This is a genomic window from Sphingomonas sp., from assembly GCF_039594485.1.
Lineage (GTDB): Bacteria > Pseudomonadota > Alphaproteobacteria > Sphingomonadales > Sphingomonadaceae > Sphingomonas.
In genome coordinates this window covers 106,577-123,413 of record NZ_JBCNNI010000013.1, presented here as the reverse complement: position 1 = coordinate 123,413, position 16,837 = coordinate 106,577, and the positions used below count along the sequence as shown (strand labels likewise).

The window sequence follows — 16,837 nt, the reverse complement described above, 5'->3', positions numbered from 1 at the left end:
AAACCTCCCGGCCTAGAAACTTCCGTGCGCCAGCATCTCAATGCCAGTACCGCCAACACCCAGGCCGCCGCAGCAGCCCGCTCCGTCGCGGTGAAACCCCTCTAGGCCCCACCTCCATTACGGTCAAGCGCGAATTTTGGATTTTCAGAAAATAATTGAAATGCCGAGTTCCAGCCGATCGCGCCTGCCCACAGAAGGAGCCCGCAAAAGGATTTGCATTACATTAGATAGATAGCTAACTATCTTCCGTCATGCCCCCTTCCCGAACCCAACTTGAACGCCGGTTAGCGACCACACTGATCCCACTGGCCCGCACCTATAGGCGGCACCTCGATCGTGCCTTGGCAGGGCTGTCGCTTTCGCACTCGTCCGGTCTGGCGGTGATGTTGCTCGGTCGCATGGAGGATGGCGTGCGCCAGGGCATGCTGGCAGAGCAGCTAGGCGTGGAAGGCCCGTCGGTCGTCCCCCTTGTCGATCAGATCGAACGGGCGGGGCTTGGCGAACGGCGCGCCGATGCCACCGACAAGCGCGCCAAGACGATCCATCTCACACCGGCGGGCCGCGCCCTCGCCGCGCAGGCGGAAGTCCGCTCCACGCAAATCCGGTCCGCGCTCTTCGCCGGCATCCCGGCCGACGATCTCGCCATCGCGATCAGCGTGCTGGAGCGGCTTGGCCAGGCGATCGCTGCGTCCGAGACGGAGTGAGCGCGTGCAGATCGGCGTGCGGGAGGCGGTCTTCTCCGTCAATTGCTTCGCGGCGGCGATGCTCGCGCTCTTCATATCGTTCCGGCTCGGGCTGGATCGACCGTTCTGGGCGATGGCGACCGTCTACATCACCAGTCAGCCGCTAAGCGGTGCGGTGCGCTCCAAGGCGGTGTTCAGGCTCATCGGCACGATCGTCGGCGCAACCGCCACGGTGATATTCATACCCGGGCTGGTCAACGCGCCGATCCTGCTGTCGCTTGCACTCGCGCTCTGGGTTGCGGGCTGCCAGTTCATCTCGCTGCTCGACCGGACCCCGCGCTCCTATGTGTTCATGCTTGCCGGCTATACTGCCGCGCTCGTCGGCTTTCCGAGCGTCACCCACCCGGAGACGATCTTCCAGGTCGCGATCCTACGCGCGCAGGAAATCGGTATCGGCGTCACCTGCGCCGCCATCATCCACGCCGTTGTCTGGCCGCGCAGCGTCACGACATTGCTCCGCAAGCGCATCCAGGCCGTGCTGGACGAGGCGGAGAGCTGGATCGTCGACTCTCTCGCCCCGGAGGCACTGGCTCGCACCGATGCCAAGCGACGCCGTCTGGCCGGGGACGTCACGGAACTGCACGTGATGGCGACGCATGTGCCGTTCGACACCGCCGCGCAGCGCCCCACCAAAGCGGTGCTTGCGGCGCTGCAGGACCGATTGGTCCTGTTGCTTCCTCTGGTTTCCGCCGTTGAGGATCGTATACGCAGCCTTGCCGCGATCGACGCCCTCCCCGCCCCCTTGTCCGCGCTGATCGAAGATGTTCGCCGCTGGGTCCGCGAGCCGGACAGCGCCACGCCTGCCGCGCTCGTCGCACGCTGCGAGGCACTGGCCGCCGACGAGCCCATGCAAACATGGTCCGGTCTGCTGATCGCCAATCTGCTCGCGCGCCTCGGCGAACTGGTCGAAGCGCTCGACACGACACGGCAGGTCGCCGCGCAGGCGACGGCGCCCGATGCACCGATGCCGGAGCCTGTCCGTACCCTGCTGCGCGAACGGCAGCGCCGCCCCCTTCACCGGGACTATGCCCTGGCGCTGCTGTCCGCCGCGGCGACCGCGATCGCGATTTTGGGCTGCTGCGCGTTCTGGATCGTCACCGCATGGCCCGAAGGGGCGGTCGCGGCGATGATCGCCGCGGTCGTATGCTGTTTCTTCGCGACGATGGACGATCCAGTTCCCGCACAACGCGGGTTCCTGATCTGGACCGCCGTGTCGCTGCCGCTGGCCGCGCTCTACCTCTTCGTGCTTCTTCCGCTGGTGCACAGCTTCGAAATGCTGACGCTGGTGCTGGCACCGGCATTGCTGATCATCGGCGTGCTGCTCGCGCTGCCGCATTGGTATGGCCGGATGATGCCGATGATGATCGGGCTGGCGGGTAGCCTGGCGTTGACCAACAATTTCTCGGCGGACCCGGTCAGCTTCTTCAATGGCGGCATCGCCCAGTTGGTCGGGGTCGCGGCCGCGATCGTGACCACGCGGCTCTTCCGTAGTCTGGGCGCCGGAACGGCCATTCGGCGGTTGCGCCGTGCCGGCTGGCGGGAACTGGCCGACCTCGCCTCTCGTCCGTCCAGCCTTGCGATCGCGACATGGAAGAGCCGGATGCTCGACCGCGTGGGGCTGCTCGCCGCGCGGGTGGGCGATGTCGACCGGGCGGATCGGGATTTCGGCATGGCGGCGCTGCGCGATTTGCGGGTGGGGGTGAATGTGGCGCAGCTCGCACCCGACGCGGTCGGCGATGCGGCGGAAATCGCGGCATTGCGGCGCGATATCGCGACCCATTTCCGCACCTGCGACATCGAGACGGCGGCGATGCCGGCATCCACGCTGCTCGCCAGGATCGATGCGGCCATCGCCTCGGCGATCGACAGGCCCGTATCAGAGACACGGTGGAACGAACTCGCCGCGCTGACGGGGCTGCGGCGGAACTTCTTCCCGGAGGCCCCGGCCTGGGAAATGCAGAAGGAGGCCGCATGACGGGGGAGTTCGATCTCGCCGGGGTCTATGTCCATCCGCTGGTGATCACAGCCATCTTGGCGTTCATCGCCGCGGAGGCCATCGCCTGGCTGCTGGGACGCATGCGGCTTTATCGCTTCGTCTGGCATCGCGGCCTGTTCGACGTGGCGCTCACCATTCTCCTCTGGGCGGGTTTCGCCTCGCTCCTCAACGGCGGCAACATGGCCGCGCTTTTCGGTTAGGCACATGAAGAAGACTGCATTTCTGCGCGTCGCCGTGACGCTGATCGTCGTCGCCCTTGCCGGCTTCGCCGGGCAACGCCTGTGGGCCCATTACGAGGAGGATCCCTGGACCCGCGACGGGCGTGTCCGCGCCGATGTTGTCCAGGTCGCGCCAGACGTGTCCGGGTTGATCACCACGGTCCTGGTCCACGACAATCAGCAGGTGGCCGCCGGGACGCCGTTGTTCGAGGTCGACCGGCCGCGTTACCGGCTGGCCGTGGCACAAGCGCAGGCCGCCGTCGCCGCTCAGCAGGTGCAACTCGCCCAGGCCCGGCGCGAGGCGAGGCGCAACCAGTCGCTGGGCGATCTGGTCGCCGGTGAAGTCCAGGAGCAGAGCCTGGCCAAGGTCGCCCAGCTCGACGCCGCGCTGGCACAGGCGCGAACGGCGCTGGACACCGCGCGCCTCAACCTCGCCCGGACGGTGGTCCGCGCCAGCGTCGCGGGGACGGTCACCAACCTCGATCTGCGCCCCGGCGACTATGCCAGCGCGGGCCATCCCGAATTTGCGATCATCGACAATAGCTCGCTCCACATCATCGGCTATTTCGAGGAGACGAAGCTCGCCCGCATCCAGGTCGGCGATCCCGTGCAGGTCCGCCTGATGGGTGACGACGGCATGATTGCGGGCCATGTCCAGAGCATCGCGGGCGGCATCGAGGATCGCGACCGCAATTCGGGGGCAAACCTGCTCGCCAATGTGAACCCGACCTTCAGTTGGGTCCGGCTGGCGCAGCGCATTCCCGTGCGCATCGCCATCGATCGGATGCCCGTGGGGACGGCACTCGTGGTCGGCCGTACCGCGACCGTCGAGGTGCTTCCCCCGGCGAAACCGGCCCCCACGCAGGGAGCGCGGGCATGAAACTGCGCGCGCTTGCCCCTTCCCTGACGGTGGCGCTGCTCGCGGGCTGCACCACGGCGGGGCCCGATTATCACAGGCCCGCCACGGCCATCGCGGAGAGCGCCAGCGCGACGGGTGGCTTTGTCAGCGGCGACGCGGCGGCCTTCACGCCTGCGCCGCTGCCGGATCACTGGTGGAAGCTGTACAGCGATCCGGTGCTCGACCGGCTGGTCGAGAACGCGCTTGCGCACAATACCGACCTGCGCGTCGCCAGCGCCAACATCGCGCGGGCGAACGCCGCGCTCGGGCTCGCCGAGGACGCTCGCAAGCCGCAGACGCAGATCGATGCCGCGCCCGGCTATGCACAGCGATCGGCGGAGGAAGAGTTGCTGTCCGGCGGCCCGCTGCCCCCGGCCTTCGTCTATTCGGCACGCGCCGGCATCTCCTACCAGGTCGACCTGGCCGGGCAGGTCAAGCGCGCCATCGAAGCGGCCGGAGCGGACGTCGCGGCCACGCAGGCCGCCTATGACGCGACGCGCGCGACCGTGGTGGCGGATACGACCCGCGCCTATCTCGATGCCTGCACCGCGGGCCGGGAGATCGGCGTCGCGCAGCAGGCGGTGGCGCTGCAATCGCGCACGACCGACCTGACGCGGCGGATGATCCGCGCCGGACGCGGCATCGCCCTCGACGCGACCAGATCGCGGGCGCAGGAGGAACAGGTCCGCGCCGCTTTGCCGGGCTTACTCGCCGCCAAGCAGGTCGCGCTGTTCCGTCTCGCGACGCTGACCGGCCGTCCCCCCGCCGAGTTCGACCGCACCGTCGCGGCCTGCACGCAGGAGCCCCATCTCGACCGGCCGATTCCGATCGGTGACGGCGCGGCCCTGCTGCGGCGGCGCCCTGATGTGCGCCGTGCCGAGCTGGAGTTGCACGCGGCCACGGCCAGGATCGGAGTCGCGGAGGCCGAACTCTATCCCCGCATCACCCTTGGCGCATCGGCCGGGTCGGTGGGCCTGCTGCGCAATGCGCTGGCCAGCGACACGTACAAATTCTCGCTTGGCCCGCTGATCGGCTGGGAATTCCCGAACCGTGGGCGGGTGCGTGCGCGCATCGCCAGCGCTCAGGCGGAGGCCGATGCAGCCTATGCCCGATTCGACGGAACGGTGCTCGGCGCCCTGCGCGAGACCGAAACCGCGCTGACCGTGTACGCTCGCGATCTCGATCGCCGCGCCGCATTGCGCGCCGCGCGCGACCAGTCCGCGCGCGCGGCAAGCGATGCCCAGCGACTGTTCAAGGCCGGGCGCACGGGCTTCCTGCCCGTCCTCGATGCGCAGCGCACGCTGATCGGGGCCGAGCAGACGCTGGCCGCCGCCGACAGCCGCCTGGCCGCCGATCAGGTGCAGCTCTTCCTGGCATTGGGGGGCGGTTGGCAGGCGTAGGATCAATCCGCCCCCTCACCCCGGCAGACGACTCAGGTGCCCGCCGCGCAATAGCGTTGAAGAAATTCCGCATGAGGAGGAATGGCGCGGAGTTGCTGCGTCAACTGGCGATCCAGCCCTTCCAGTGACTCGCGCAGCGCCTGTTCGGACAGCATCCGCGCGATCCGGTGGTACGCGCGGGGCATCAGCCCCTGCCCCAGCATCACCGACACCCAGGAATCGACCCGGAACAGATCGTCCTGCCCCTGCCAGGCCCCGGCACTCTCGGCGAACAGCGCGATGCGATGCGCCAGGCTGTCGGGCACGCGCATCGCGGCACATCGTCGCCAGAAAGGCGAGTCCGCGCGCTCCGTCTGGACGTAATGCAGGATGATGAAGTCGCGGATATGCTCCCATTCATGGCGGGACTGCGCATTGAACCGCGCGGCCAGTGCCCCGCTCTCGTTACCCTGAAAGGGGAAACACTGGATCAGGCGCATCACCGCGATCATGACGAGATGGATGCTGGTTGATTCCAGCGGCTCGATGAACCCGGCCGCCAGCCCCAGCGCCACGCAGTTGCGGTTCCACGCCTGCCGCCGCATCCCGGCCCGAAAGCGCAAGGGGCGAGGATCGAACAAAGGCCGCCCCTCGATCCCGTTGAGCAGGGTGGCCATCGCCTCGTCATCGCTCATATGCGCGCTGGCATAGACCAGCCCGTTGCCGAGGCGTGTCTGGAGCGGGATCTGCCAGCGCCAGCCCGCTTCGTGCGCGATGGCGCGGGTATAGGGGACGGGCGGGCGAACCGCCTCGGTCTGCACCGCCAGCGCGCGGTCGCAGGCGAGCCATTCGCTCCAGTCCTCGAAACCCGTCGCCAGCGCCCCCTCGGCCAGCAGCGCGCGAAAGCCGGTGCAGTCGAGGAACAGGTCGCCCGCGATCCGGTCACCCGCCGCCAGATGCAGCGCGGCGATTGCGCCGCTGTCTCCATTTCGCTCGACATCGGTGATCCGCCCCTCAACCCGGCGCACCCCGGCGGGCTCCGCGATGGCGCGCAGGAACCGCGCATAGGCGGTCGCATCGAGATGATAGGCATAGGCCAGCGTCTCCGCCTCGGTCCGCGCGAACCGCCCTTCCGCCGCGGCGCGCGCCTCCAGCGAATGGTCGGTATAGGCCCCGCCAAAGCCGTGCCGCCTGGCCTCCAGCCAGAAATGCTGGAAGTCCGCGATCGCGACCGAGCGTCCGACCGTTCCGAAGGGGTGGAAGTAGCGCGCTCCGATCCGGTGCCAGTTCTCGAATGCGATGCCCAGCTTGAAGGTCGCTTGCGTCGCTTTCATGAACGCCGCTTCGTCGATCCCCAGAAAGGCGTGGAAGCTGCGAGCGGTCGGAATGGTGGACTCCCCCACACCGACGGTCCCGATCTCGTCGGATTCGACCAGCGTGACCTCGACCAGCGGACCGAGCTGGCGCACCAGGGCCGTCGCAGCCAGCCACCCTGCGGTGCCGCCCCCCGCGATGACGACGCGGGTCGGACGGGACGGATCGTTCATCGGTTCAGCCTGTGGAGCAGATAGGCACGAAGGCGACGCGCATTCTGCGCATCGAGCGGGGCAAGCGGGCCATGCACGGCGGCGGGCAGATGCGCGGTCACGGCCGCCGCATCACCAAAGACATAATGGTCGAAGATCGCACGCCAGGCCCGCTTCTCCGCCGGCGGTCGATCGCGCAGCGACAGGATCGCGTGCATCACCGTATCCATCGGCGTGTCGAGGAAGTCCGGTGCGGCATTCCACCAATAGTTCACCAGGATGTTGAACCCGTCGAGCGCCTCGACATGGTGCCACCACAAGGCGGGATAGACCAGCATGTCGCCGGGTTCGAGTTCCGCCACCTGGGCATGGGCGACGGCCTCCGCGAAACGGGGATGACGGTCGAGGTCGGGCCGGGCGATATCGACCATGCTCACCACCTGGCCGCCCGGTGTGGGCGCCAGCGGCCCAGGATAGAGATTGCCGATCTGGTCGGGCGGGAACAGGGTGAAGCGCCGCCGCCCCACCGCGCAGATCGCGGCATTGTTCGCCATGTCATAATGCGCGGAGGCGATGGTGCGGTTGCCGATCCAGATGCTGGCGAGCGGGGGATGGCGCGCGAACAGGCCGTCGGGCGGCACCAGATCATTCTCGGCCCGAAAGCCGGGCAGATAGGCGTCGAGATCGGTCGACCCCATGTAGAGCGAAGCGCCCGTCCCCGCCGGCCCATCCCCTTCGGCCAGCAGCCGCGCCAGGAAGTCGCGCAGCGCAAAGGACTGCGCCTGGAAATTCAGCGCGGTCGCGGTGGCATCGTAATGGAAACGCCCCTGGATCTCCGGCGCGCCGATATAGCCGGTCACCGGTCGCCCACCATCGAAGCGCAACACATAATCGGCAGCGGCACGCGCCGAACCCAGCCCCGCGCGGACCAAGGGCCAATCCGCCGCATGGCCGCGCAGGACCACCGGTTCGTCGAGCGCGACCAGCGCGGCAAGGTCCGGCGCGCCGGTGCCCGTCACCTCGCGAACGGTTCGCGTCACGGGCAAGCGATCAGCCATGCGCGTCGCGGCGCAGCTTGCGATCGATCAGATGCCCGAGATTGCCCAGCGAGGACGCGATCCACAGCGCAGGCCGCAGATGGTCCCGGGCATGGAGATCGCCAAGCGCGCCAGCCTCCAGCCCCGCCAGTCGGGCGGTGTCGATGGTCAGGCAGTCGGGCACATTATACCGTCGCCCCTCGTCCAGATCGAGTTGCAGCACGGCTGGCGTCAGCAGCCCCGCCGCCTCCAGCGCATCGAACAGCGCGCGCTCGGTCTGCAATCCCGCATAGATCCGTTGCAGCATGGCGGAGACATGGTCGAGCAGCGGCGCGTTGCCGCCATGTTCGCGAAACACCGGCACCCCGTCGGGGGTCAGCCGGGGATGATCGGGATCGACATAGACCATCGGCTCGCCGCCCGCGTCATGGCCGATTGAAAAAGGCCCCCGCGCCCGTGTCGCGGGGATGTAGCGCGCGTCCCAATGCTCGCCCTCCAGGAACAGATTCTCGTCTGGATCGAGGCCCAGCAGCACCGTGGCGTAGAGCGCCCCGCCCTCGTCGCGGCGCAACAGGATCGCATATTCGCGCTGAAGCTCCTCATATTCGGCGGGAAACACGCGGGTCTGGTTGATCGCATCGCCGAAGCGCGCGTGATGACCGATCGCGACGCGCAGGTCACGATGGTCGACATTGTTGAGCAGGACGGATGCGGCCATGATCGCCTTACTATACCCGGAAGACCGCCGGGGGGCAGCGGCCTTCCGAGTTCCGTGAATCAGAAGCGGTACCGCGCGCCGACCAGATAGCGGGCGGAGCCCTCCGCCAGATACCAGGTGTTCATACGGTCGCGGCCATAGGTCCGAACGCCCTCCTCGGTCAGGTTGATCGCCTCGAAGCCGAGCGCGAAGCGCGGCGTCAGGTCGAAGCTCATCGACAGGTCGAGCTGGCCATAGGGCGCGGTGAACACCGGGTTACGATCGCCACCACGGTTGATATCGCTCAGGAACTTGTCGCGCCAGTTGTAGGAGAGGCGCATGGAGATGCCGTTCTTGTCGTAGATCAACGTGGCATTGGCGGTGTCGGACAGTCCGACCAGCGCAAAGGTGTTGACGCTGGGATCGGCGGCGATGTCGATACCGATATTGCCCCGGACCAGCGTATAGCTGGCCGCGACGCCGAAGCCGGTATTGCCCAGGAAATACTGGCCCGCCAGTTCGACGCCATAGATATGCGCATCGCGATTGTTGATCGGCGTGTTCACCGCGAAGTTGAACAACGGATCGCTGGCATTGGGGCTGATATCGACCTGGCTGAGGATCGAGTCGACGAAACCCTGGTTCAGCGCGCGGCTCTGCGTGTTGTAATTGGCCGCGAACTGCGCGTTGGCCGCGGCGACATTGCCGCCGCTCTGCTGAAGCAACGCGGTATAGGTGAACAGGTTGACGTCGGTGATATCCGCGCCGAACGTATTGGTCAGTTGCTCGCGCGCCGTGCCCGAACGGGTGCCCGCCTGCCCCGAGGTCGGATCGCGCAGGCCGAACAGGTTGCGGTTGACCACCGTGTTGCCGATGAAGTTGTGCACCCGCTTGTCGAAGAAGCCCGCCGACAGGAACACGTCCCGGCGCGGATACCATTCGACCGACACGTCGATATTGTCGGATGACAGCGGGAGCAGGCCGGTATTGTTGGCCGACCCCGTCGCGATGCCGCCGATCGCGGTCGGCCGCCCCGGCGCACCGACACCCGTCGAGGCGAAGAGATTGCCGTAAGGCGCACGCGAGATCGTCTTGCTGTACGAGGCGCGGGCGAACAGATTGTGCATCACCTCGATCTTGGCATCCACCGCGGGCAGCCAGTTGCTGTACGATCCCCGTGCGGAGATCGCCTGCTGGTCGGTGCTGTTCTGGACCACGAAGTCGTTGTCGGCGGTCCAGACGATCGCCAGCGGCACCGGCTGCAACGACACCGCGCGCACCTTGGTATTCTCATAGCGGATCCCCGCCACGACCTGCGCATTGCGGCCGAAGACCTGCCCGTTCCAGCTCCCCTGGAGATAGCCGGACCAGATATTCTCGCGCACCGAATTGTCGCTGTTGGCATCGATATTGTTGCGGTGATCGACACCGTCGTTCGTCACGCCGATATAATAGTTGTAGAGGGTGTTGTAGAGCTTGGTCGCATCCTCGGTGCGGAAGGCGATCTGGGTGTTCGCATCGGCATTCGGGTTGTTATGCTCGAACTTGCAGGTGTTGCAGAACTGGAAGACCTGCCCCGGCGCCAGCCGCGCGACATCGGGCGGCAGCGAATTGCCCCAGTCGCCCAGTACCTGTCGCGTGTTATACTGGGTCTGGCGCGTTGTCGTGGTGCGGTAATCCGCGCCCGCGTCGAACCGAATCTGGTCGGTGAAATCCCATGAGGCGTCGGTGCGCAGTTCCCTGATGCGCTGCGTCTGGTTGGAGGCGAACTGGCGCTGCACCGCGCTGGCCAGATCGCCCACGTCCAGGATGCCGTTGTTGTTGCCCTTGATGAAAGGCTGGCCGGTCGGCGTGGTGCTCAGCGTGCCGTCGTTGATCGCCAGCGTCTGTTGCGGGAAGCCGTTGTCGGTCCAGCGCAGCGTATGCCCGGTAACGACCGGCGCGTTGATCGCGACGGTGGTCGAGGTCTGACCGTTGGGATTGTCGGGCGAGCTTTGCGCCTCGCCGAAATGGCCGTCGACCGACAGGGTGAAGCGGTCGCTCGGCTTCCATTCAATATTGCCGCCGACATCGTACAGCTTGTTCTTCTGCGCGCGATACGCCTGTTCATAGGCGGCGTCCTTCACGCCGTTGATCGTCTCGGCCAGGAACTGGGTGGTCGCGATGCCGTTGCTGGCATCGTCGAATGTCACCTCGCTGAACGGGCGGTTGAACCAGTTGGACTGGCTCGACCGGCGTTCCGACTGGCGAAGCTGCGCATAAAGGCCGTCGGCGGTGAAGGTCAGCGTGTCGGTCGGGCGGAATTGCAGGATCGCCTGCCCGTTGATCCGCTCGCGGCTCGCCTCGGAGAAGTGATAGCGGAAGTCGTTGGGCACCGACACCAGCGGATTGCCGGTCGGCCGGTTGTTGATCTTGGTCGCCGCGTTCACGAACCCGTTGGCGGGGTTCAGAAAGTCATTGAGCGAGCGGATGTTCCAATTGTCCGGCGCGACGCTGGCGAAGCTGAAATTGCGCTTCTGATAGCTGCCGAACACCGACACGCCGAACCGCTGTTCGCTGTCGGACCAGCTTGCCGTGCCCGACGCCTCGGGCGTGACGCGCGCGCCGCAATCGATGCAGTCGGCCGAACTGTTGTCATAGCTGCCCTTGACGCCCAGCGACCCGACCAGCCCGCTTTCGGCGGCGTCGAGCGGACGGCGGCTGACGACGTTGATCGTCGCGCCGATGCCCCCCGACGGGATGGCCGCGCGGCCGGTCTTGTAGACCTCCAGCGTCTTCACCCCCTCCGAGGCCAGGTTGGAGAAGTCGAACGAGCGCCCGAACCCGCCCGCGCCGTCGCCGCCCTGGTCGCCGCCGACCGCGACGATGTTGGACGTCGCCAACTGGCGACCGTTGAGCGTGACAAGGTTATATTGCGCGCCAAAGCCGCGCACCGTGACGGTCGAGCCTTCGCCATTGCGTCGGTCGATCGAAACGCCGGTGATCCGCTGAAGCGATTCCGCCAGATTGGTGTTGGCGAACTTGCCGATATCCTCGGCGCTGATCGCATCGACCACGCCATTGGCATCGCGCTTGATCGCGATGGAGCGTTCCAGAGAGGCACGAACGCCGGTCACGACGATGTCGGCGGGGGTGGCGTCCGGCTGGGGATTGGAGGGGCTGGCTTCGCCCGGCGGCGGGGTCTGGCCGGCCGTATCGGCCTGGGGCGTGCCCTGTTGCGGATCCATCGGCGCGGTCTGCGCCTGGCCCTGCGAGGCCATCAGCAATCCCGCCGTCAGGCCCCATACCGATGTCGAGCGCACAAGCACGCGCGCAAGCGTCTTCCCTTTCATCCCACCTCTCCCTTTGCGGCGTATTTGCGCCGCGTTTTCACCGATCGCGTCGGTCGATTATGTTCTCGTATGTCATTGCTATACCGACCGACATCGGTGTCAATCAAAATGCCGCGCCGGGGTGGTGCCCGGTCAATCAACCGGGCGACTGTGCTCCCGCCGCCACACTCACCTCGCCGCTCGCGACCGGGCTTTGCGCATCGGTGGCGAGCGTCAGGCGATAGCGGCCCGGCGCGGTCGCCCAGCCGCTGCCCGCGGTCCACCGCGCCATGATGCGCGGATCGGCCGCGATCGCCACGCGCCGCGTCTCGCCGGGTGCCAGCGTCAGGCGCTGGAACCCCACGAGGCGAAGCGGCCCCTGCCCGGTGCCGGTCACATAAAGCTGCGGCACGACGACGGCCCGACGCTTGCCGACATTGGTGACGGGCACCTCCACCGCCGGGCTCGCGCCGCCGGTGAAGCGCGCGGCGCCAAAGCGGAACCGGGAATAGCTGAGGCCATAGCCAAAGGGGAAAAGCGGGCGGTCGCCCCGCGCGGCGTACCAGCGATAGCCGACATTGCTTCCTTCCGAATAGTCGACTGGAAAGGGGGCGAGATCGCCGGTGTCGACCACGCCCGCATTGCTCGACGCGTCGGTCAGTGCGGTGACGCCGGCGGGCAGCACCGGATGCGGTCGGGGAAGTTGCGTGGGCGTGCGCGGGAAACTGATCGGCAGGCGGCCTGAGGCATCGACCTGACCGAACAAGACGCGCGCGATCGCCTCGCCGCCGCGCTGCCCGGGATACCAGGCCTGGACGATCCCGGCGACCTCGCCCATCCAGGGCATCAACACCGGCCCGCCCGTCTCCAGCACCACGACACTGCGCGGATTGGCCCTGGCGACCGCGGCGATCAGCGCGTCCTGGCCATCGGGCAGCGACAGGGAAACCGCATCCTGCGCCTCGGTCTGCCACTGGGTGGCGAAGACGATCGCGACATCCGCCGCTTTGGCAGCGGCGGCGGCAGCGGCCGGATCGCGGCCATCGACGAACGTCACCTGCGCGCCCGGTGCCAGTGCCCGGATCGCACGCAGCGGCGAGGAGGCGTGATAGGTGATGCGGGCGAACGAGGCCGCCGCCCCCTTGGTCAGCGGAATTTCGATCGGCGCGCCGCCGACCGATCGCACCTGGCTCGATCCGCCGCCCGACAGCACGCCGACATCGGCATGGCCGCCGATCAGGACGATGCGCTTCGCCGTCGCCGCCAGCGGTAATATGTCACGATCGTTCTTCAGCAGGACGATTCCCGCCTCGGCCGCGCGCTGGGCCACCTCCGCATGGGCGGCATAGTCGATCGGCCGCGCGGTGGCGGGCGTCGGATTGTCGTAAAGCCCGCTGGCGATCACGCCGGTCAGGATCCTCGTGACCATCTCGTCCAGTCGCGCCTCGGGCACGCGCCCGGCCGCCACCGCATCGGCGAGCGGCCGTCCGAAGAAGATCTGCTTGTCGAGTTCCTGCCCGGATTCCTGGTCCAGCCCAGCCAGCGCCGCCTTTTCGGTCGAATGCACCCCGCCCCAATCGCTCATGACGAAACCGGGATAGCGCCATTCGTCACGCAACACGTCGGTCAGCAGGAAGCGGTTCTCGCAGGCATAGTCGCCATTGACCTTGTTATAGGCGCACATGACCGATCCCGGCTTGCCGCCGTCGATCGCGATCTTGAAGGCGAGCAGATCGCTTTCGCGCAACGCCTTCTCGTCGATCCGCGCATCCAGGATATTGCGTCCCGTCTCCTGGGAATTCAGCGCATAGTGTTTGACCGTGGAGACGATGTGGTTGGATTCGACGCCCCGGATCGATTCCCCCGCCATGATCCCGGCCAGCAGCGGATCCTCGCCCAGATATTCGAAGTTGCGCCCGTTCCACGCATCGCGCGTCAGGTTCACGCCGCCCGCCAGCAGCACGTTGAAGGTCTTGGCACGCGCCTCCGCCCCGATCATCGCGCCCCCCGCATAGGCGATGGCGGGATCGAAGCTGGCCGCCGTCGCCAGGCTGGAGGGCAGCGCGGTGGCGGTGTCGCCCTTGCGCTGTTCGACCTGATTGGCGACGCCCAGGCTCGCATCGCTTTCGCGCAGCGTCGGGATGCCGAGGCGCGGCACGCCGGGCACATAGCCCGCCGAAGGGATCATGTCGGCATGACGCTCCTTGGTCATCGGCGGGAACAGGCCGTGCACGTAGCGCAGCTTCTCCTCCCGCGTCATCGCCTTCACCAGCGCGCGTGCTCGGTCCACGGCGGATGCCTGCCTGTCGCGCCATGCGCCGTCGACGGGCTGCGTGGCCGCTTGCTGGGCCGATAAAGCAACAGGGGTGGCTCCGGCGAGAAGCGCCACGATAAGGGCGAGGCGACGGGTCATGACATCCTCCGAACAGACGGTTTGGGACAGCGGTTGGGTGCGTCAGGCACGACATGCTGCGCAACATGCTGAATCGGCATGATGATCCTCTCCCGGTTATCCCGTTTTCGCCTTGCATGTTCAGCGAGGATGACATCGGTGTCAACGGTCATTCGGCGGGGAAGCCCCTCACCCACCTGACAGTCAGCGGCGTAGCCGAAGCCGGACATTGTGGACCGACCCGGATCGCGTAAGATAGACGATATGCGACGATCCCGTCCTCGTTTCGCGCATGTCCCCGGTAGGGCCGTTCCGCCTTGCCGCCCTTTGTCTGTCGACCGGATGTCTCCCCATGAAGGCGCTTACCATCAAAGACGTGGCTCGGAAGGCCGGCGTTTCCCCCAAGACCGTTTCGCGCGTCATCAATGGCGAAGCCCATGTCCGGCCCGAGGTGCGCGAAACGGTGACCCGCGTCGTGGCGGAGATGAATTACCAGCCCAATGCCTTTGCGCGCGGCCTGTCGAGCGCCCGGTCTTTCCTAATCGGGCTGTTCTTCGACGACCCGGCGTGCAGCTATGCCAATGACGTGTTGCTCGGCGCCCTCGAACGCGCGCGGGGGCTCGGCCGCCATGTGGTCATCGAGACGGTGGCGCTCGACCTTGCAGACTGGCAGGAGCGGCTGGACGAAAGCCTGCGTGGCCTGAAGCTCGGCGGCGCGATCCTGACGCCGCCGATCTGCGACTGCGAAGCCCTGATCGCGATATTCGAGCGGCATGGCGTCCCCGTGGTCCGGGTCGCGCCGGGCACCGATGTCGACCGCACGCCGCGCGTCTGGATGGACGATCGGGCGGCGGCGCGAACCATGACCGAGCATCTGCTGGCGATCGGCCACCGCGACATCGCCTTCATCAAGGGCAATCCCGGCCATACTTCCGCGCAGCGTCGCTGGCTGGGCTTCCAGGATGCGCTGCATGCCGCCGGTATCGACTGCGACGACTCCATGGTGGTCCAGGGGGATTTCACCTTTCGGTCGGGCATCGTCGCCGCCGAGGCCCTGCTCGGCGCGCCCCGCCGCCCCAGCGCGATCTTCGCCAGCAACGACGAAATGGCGCTGGGCGTGATGGTCGCCGCGATGCGGGCCCAGGTCGCGGTGCCGCAGGCGCTGGCCATCGCCGGGTTCGACGACGCCCAGCTCGCGCGCATGGCCTGGCCGCAACTGACCACCATCCGGCAACCCAATGCCGAGATGGCCGCCGCGGCCGTCAGCCTGCTGGCGGATCGCCACCCTGATCAAGAAGGTGGAATGGCCGCGCTGGAACTGCCCTATGAACTGATCGTCAGGGCCAGTTCGTGTGCCGATTGACGGCTGATGAGCGCGAATCCCAGCACTGGCAGATAACATAGTCCGGGCAGCAGCAGGGCGGGCACCAGTCCCAGGCGATCGGCGAGCAGCCCCGTCAGCAGCGGCACGATCGCCCCCCCTACGACTGCGACGCACAGCACCATCCCACCCGCCGGGGCGCGATCGGCCTGGGGCGGCAGGGCGAGCACATAGATGGTCGGATACATGATCGAATTGACCAGCCCGACCGCCAGCAGGGCGGCGGCGGCGGGCCAGCCGCTTCCCATCACGGCGCACAGCACCAGGCCCGGCGCGATCGCCGCCGCCATGGCCAGCAGCCGCGCCGGGGGCACATGGCGGAGCAGCGCGGCGCCGACGAAGCGCCCCACCATCGCCCCACCCCAATAAAGCGCGACGAGCCGCGCCGCGACGACCGGCGGCCAGCCCGCCGCATGTGGCGTCATCAGGAAATCGGTCAGCAACGCGCCGATCGTCACCTCCGCGCCGACATAGGCGAAGATGGCGATCGCGCCTCCCTGCAAACGGCGGTCGCGCAAGGCGAAGCGCCATGCTCCGCCGAGACTGGCGGGCGCGCCCGAATCCAGCCCGCGCAACAGATCCCGATCACGCGCGAAACCCCAGGCGAGCGCCGCCAGCACCAATGCGGCAAAGCCGAAGGAGAGCGCCGGCGAGGCGGCGCTGTCTCGACCGCCGGGCGTGGCGGGGATCAGCGTCGTCGCACCAATCAGCGGGCCGACGACCGTGCCCAGCGAGTTGAACCCCTGCAACAGGTTCAGGCGCGCCGCCGCCCGGCGCGGATCGCCGACCATCGCCATGACGTTATTGCCCGCGATCTGAAGAAAGGTGGCACCCGTCGCGATGCAGAGCAGCGCGCTCAGCAAGGTCGCATAACGCTGCCCCCCCAGCCCGACGATCAGCAGCGCGCAGCCCATCGCCATGACGGCCAGCCCCACCGCGCTGGCCCGCATATAGCCGCGCCGCCCGACAAAGGCGGCCACCGGAATGGCGAACACCAGATAGCTCGAAAAGGACGCGAATTGTATCGCCCCCGCCTCCCCATATCCCAGCCCCCAGGCCAGACGGACGCGCGGCACCAGCAAGCTGACCGACGACGCCACGAAACCACCGATGAAGAATACACCCAGCGACAGGCGGAACAGCCGTGCCGCGATCCGGTCATGCGCAGCGTCAGGGGACATAGGGGCGTTCATCACTCCATCCTGATGGACTTCACATCGCCCGTCATAAGCCATCCCGCCCGCCATCTTCCACCCTGG

The 16,837-nt window shown here is 67.3% G+C and carries 12 protein-coding genes; 6 read left to right on the top strand and 6 right to left on the bottom strand.

Annotation, left to right across the window (positions count from 1 at the left end; all coding sequences use genetic code 11):
* The first annotated feature begins 341 nt into the window (after nucleotides 1-341).
* From ABDV78_RS08845 to ABDV78_RS08825, 5 genes are read left to right on the top strand one after another with little or no spacing between them, the layout of a single operon-like run.
* Nucleotides 342-704 carry a MarR family transcriptional regulator gene (locus ABDV78_RS08845; protein WP_343527022.1) on the top strand — a complete coding sequence of 121 codons (363 nt, stop codon included), beginning with the start codon at nucleotides 342-344 and terminating at the stop codon, nucleotides 702-704.
* A 4-nt stretch (nucleotides 705-708) separates the two neighbouring features.
* Entirely contained in the window at nucleotides 709-2,718 is a 2,010-nt protein-coding gene (locus ABDV78_RS08840; RefSeq protein WP_343527021.1) for an FUSC family protein, read from the top strand.
* Complete coding sequence (locus tag ABDV78_RS08835) at nucleotides 2,715-2,939, top strand: DUF1656 domain-containing protein (protein ID WP_343527020.1); 225 nt, start codon at nucleotides 2,715-2,717, stop codon at nucleotides 2,937-2,939. The genes ABDV78_RS08840 and ABDV78_RS08835 overlap by 4 nt, the downstream gene beginning before the upstream one ends.
* A 4-nt stretch (nucleotides 2,940-2,943) precedes the next feature.
* Entirely contained in the window at nucleotides 2,944-3,837 is an 894-nt protein-coding gene (locus ABDV78_RS08830) for an efflux RND transporter periplasmic adaptor subunit (RefSeq protein ID WP_343527019.1), read from the top strand.
* Entirely contained in the window at nucleotides 3,834-5,255 is a 1,422-nt protein-coding gene (locus ABDV78_RS08825) for an efflux transporter outer membrane subunit (protein ID WP_343527018.1), read from the top strand. The genes ABDV78_RS08830 and ABDV78_RS08825 overlap by 4 nt, the downstream gene beginning before the upstream one ends.
* Before the next feature lie 32 nt (nucleotides 5,256-5,287).
* Here the strand turns inward: ABDV78_RS08825 and ABDV78_RS08820 are convergent, their stop codons facing one another.
* The 5 genes from ABDV78_RS08820 to ABDV78_RS08800 form a co-directional block, all read right to left on the bottom strand.
* Entirely contained in the window at nucleotides 5,288-6,781 is a 1,494-nt protein-coding gene (locus ABDV78_RS08820; protein WP_343527017.1) for a tryptophan halogenase family protein, read from the bottom strand.
* Nucleotides 6,778-7,818: a cupin-like domain-containing protein gene (locus ABDV78_RS08815; RefSeq protein WP_343527016.1), complete on the bottom strand. Its 1,041-nt coding sequence runs from the start codon at nucleotides 7,816-7,818 to the stop codon at nucleotides 6,778-6,780. The genes ABDV78_RS08820 and ABDV78_RS08815 overlap by 4 nt, the downstream gene beginning before the upstream one ends.
* The gene (locus ABDV78_RS08810) at nucleotides 7,811-8,515 is read right to left on the bottom strand and encodes a SapC family protein (protein ID WP_343527015.1); all 705 of its coding nucleotides are present in this window, start codon (nucleotides 8,513-8,515) and stop codon (nucleotides 7,811-7,813) included. Before ABDV78_RS08810 ends, ABDV78_RS08815 begins: the two co-directional genes overlap by 8 nt.
* Before the next feature lie 59 nt (nucleotides 8,516-8,574).
* Nucleotides 8,575-11,826 carry a TonB-dependent receptor gene (locus ABDV78_RS08805; protein ID WP_343527014.1) on the bottom strand — a complete coding sequence of 1,084 codons (3,252 nt, stop codon included), beginning with the start codon at nucleotides 11,824-11,826 and terminating at the stop codon, nucleotides 8,575-8,577.
* Between the two features lie 136 nt (nucleotides 11,827-11,962).
* Nucleotides 11,963-14,218, bottom strand: coding sequence for a beta-glucosidase (locus tag ABDV78_RS08800; protein ID WP_343527013.1), 2,256 nt, complete (start codon nucleotides 14,216-14,218; stop codon nucleotides 11,963-11,965).
* A 271-nt stretch (nucleotides 14,219-14,489) separates the two neighbouring features.
* Between ABDV78_RS08800 and ABDV78_RS08795 the strand changes: the two genes are divergently transcribed.
* Entirely contained in the window at nucleotides 14,490-15,560 is a 1,071-nt protein-coding gene (locus ABDV78_RS08795) for a LacI family DNA-binding transcriptional regulator (protein WP_343527012.1), read from the top strand.
* On the opposite strand, the gene ABDV78_RS08790 is transcribed toward ABDV78_RS08795, so the two are convergent.
* The gene (locus ABDV78_RS08790) at nucleotides 15,521-16,759 is read right to left on the bottom strand and encodes an MFS transporter (protein WP_343527011.1); all 1,239 of its coding nucleotides are present in this window, start codon (nucleotides 16,757-16,759) and stop codon (nucleotides 15,521-15,523) included. The two genes, ABDV78_RS08795 and ABDV78_RS08790, sit on opposite strands and share 40 nt — an antisense overlap.
* Between the last annotated feature and the right edge of the window lie 78 nt (nucleotides 16,760-16,837).

Bases quoted from the DNA above. Each gene is read 5' to 3' on its own strand.
- ABDV78_RS08835 (WP_343527020.1), top strand. From the start codon at position 2,715: ATGACGGGGGAGTTCGATCTCGCCGGGGTCTATGTCCATCCGCTGGTG.
- ABDV78_RS08830 (WP_343527019.1), top strand. From the start codon at position 2,944: ATGAAGAAGACTGCATTTCTGCGCGTCGCCGTGACGCTGATCGTCGTC.
- ABDV78_RS08825 (WP_343527018.1), top strand. From the start codon at position 3,834: ATGAAACTGCGCGCGCTTGCCCCTTCCCTGACGGTGGCGCTGCTCGCG.
- ABDV78_RS08820 (WP_343527017.1), bottom strand. From the start codon at position 6,781: ATGAACGATCCGTCCCGTCCGACCCGCGTCGTCATCGCGGGGGGCGGC.
- ABDV78_RS08815 (WP_343527016.1), bottom strand. From the start codon at position 7,818: ATGGCTGATCGCTTGCCCGTGACGCGAACCGTTCGCGAGGTGACGGGC.
- ABDV78_RS08810 (WP_343527015.1), bottom strand. From the start codon at position 8,515: ATGGCCGCATCCGTCCTGCTCAACAATGTCGACCATCGTGACCTGCGC.
- ABDV78_RS08805 (WP_343527014.1), bottom strand. From the start codon at position 11,826: ATGAAAGGGAAGACGCTTGCGCGCGTGCTTGTGCGCTCGACATCGGTA.
- ABDV78_RS08800 (WP_343527013.1), bottom strand. From the start codon at position 14,218: ATGACCCGTCGCCTCGCCCTTATCGTGGCGCTTCTCGCCGGAGCCACC.
- ABDV78_RS08795 (WP_343527012.1), top strand. From the start codon at position 14,490: ATGTCCCCGGTAGGGCCGTTCCGCCTTGCCGCCCTTTGTCTGTCGACC.
- ABDV78_RS08790 (WP_343527011.1), bottom strand. From the start codon at position 16,759: ATGTCCCCTGACGCTGCGCATGACCGGATCGCGGCACGGCTGTTCCGC.